Source organism: Ureibacillus terrenus, assembly GCF_006569205.1.
GTDB classification, from domain to species: Bacteria; Bacillota; Bacilli; order Bacillales_A; family Planococcaceae; genus Ureibacillus; species Ureibacillus terrenus.
This window is the reverse complement of the sequence record NZ_VIGD01000058.1, coordinates 1-1,283: the sequence shown is the minus strand read 5'-3', so window position 1 is coordinate 1,283 and position 1,283 is coordinate 1. Positions and strand designations below refer to the sequence as shown.

Genomic DNA, 1,283 nt, shown 5'->3' with positions numbered 1-1,283 from the left:
CGTTTGCGCTTTTTTGTAAAATTCATGCGGTGGAAGATCGAGAATACTCGAATGAATCCTTCGCTCGTTATAAAATTTCATGTACTCCATCACGGCTTGATAAGCTTCTTCATAGCTGTCAAACGCCATTCTTCCTAGACATTCCTCCTCCAGTAAACGATGAAACGCTTCAATATGTGCATTCATATTCGGCGTCCGTGGTGGAATCCGTTCATGTTCGATTCCAAATCGCTCACAGGCAGCTTCAAAGGCATGAGAAATAAATTGCGGGCCGTTGTCTGTCCGAATCACAGGTTTATTTGCCTGTTCAAATTGCTGACGCTTGAATAACGCTCTTTGAAGCGTCTTTACGGCATCGCTTCCTGAACAACTCAACCCAATATGGTAATCAATTACCGAACGGTCATACACATCGATGAGCGACAAAACAAAGAAAAAGCGTTCTTCTCCTTCGATATATCCATATTTCACATCCATTTCCCATAACTGATTCGAGCCTGTAATAATGCGATTTCGAGCGAGTTTCTTCGGATATGGAATCCGTTTCTCTCGCTGCGGACGTAGTAAGTCCATCGCTTTACACAATCGATATACTTTTTTCTTACTGATCACAAGCTGATGGTCTCTTCTTAACTGAATGGTCAGCTTGCGATATCCGTAGGCAAATCCTTCTCCCATCACAAGCTCAGAGAGCCATTCTTGGATTTGTTCGTCTGACACTTTTTCGCCAGTTGCCGTTAGAGAGTAGCCGGGTGTTGGACGTCCCCCACCTACTGTTTTCTTCTCAACTTTTCCGTTCTGCTGATAATAGTAGGTTGAGCGATTGATTTCTAGAATCTCCAATACTTTTGTAATCGGATATCCTTTCTTGATCCACTGCTCGGCTACTTCCAATTTTTCAGTAAGTGAGGGTTCTTCTTTTTTATCAAATCACGCAAAATCGCGATTTCTAAATCTTTTTCCCCTAATAGCTTCTTGAGCTGCTCGTTTTCTTCCTCCAGCCGTTTGATTTCAGCTGAAGAGGGAGAGGAAACCATTTCTTGTCCTAGTTTTCCTTCTTCATATGCCTTCACCCATCTTTGCACAAGATTCGGGCTAAGCTCGTATCTTCTAGCTACCAATGCTTTATTTCCAACTTCTAATGCTTCTTTCACCACTTGTAGCTTAAATTCCTTCGAATGTTTTCTTCGTTTCATGTACATCAAAAGCCCCCTTCATTTGGTCCCTTCGATTATAAAAAACACCTTATCGAGTGTCCAAATTCATTAGGGGGCTAATGAGAT

Annotated in this window: 1 protein-coding gene; it reads right to left on the bottom strand. The window is 42.1% G+C overall.

Features of this window, described 5'->3' with window-relative positions:
- Positions 1 to 1,196, bottom strand: a protein-coding gene (locus tag FKZ59_RS14350) for an IS3 family transposase (protein ID WP_220125049.1) whose coding sequence is annotated in 2 segments (ribosomal slippage) — positions 1 to 908 and positions 908 to 1,196 — 1,197 coding nt annotated over the 2 segments. Because the reading frame shifts where the segments join, the coding sequence is not laid out codon by codon here. This gene is flagged as partial in the annotation.
- Positions 1,197 to 1,283: the final 87 nt, after the last annotated feature.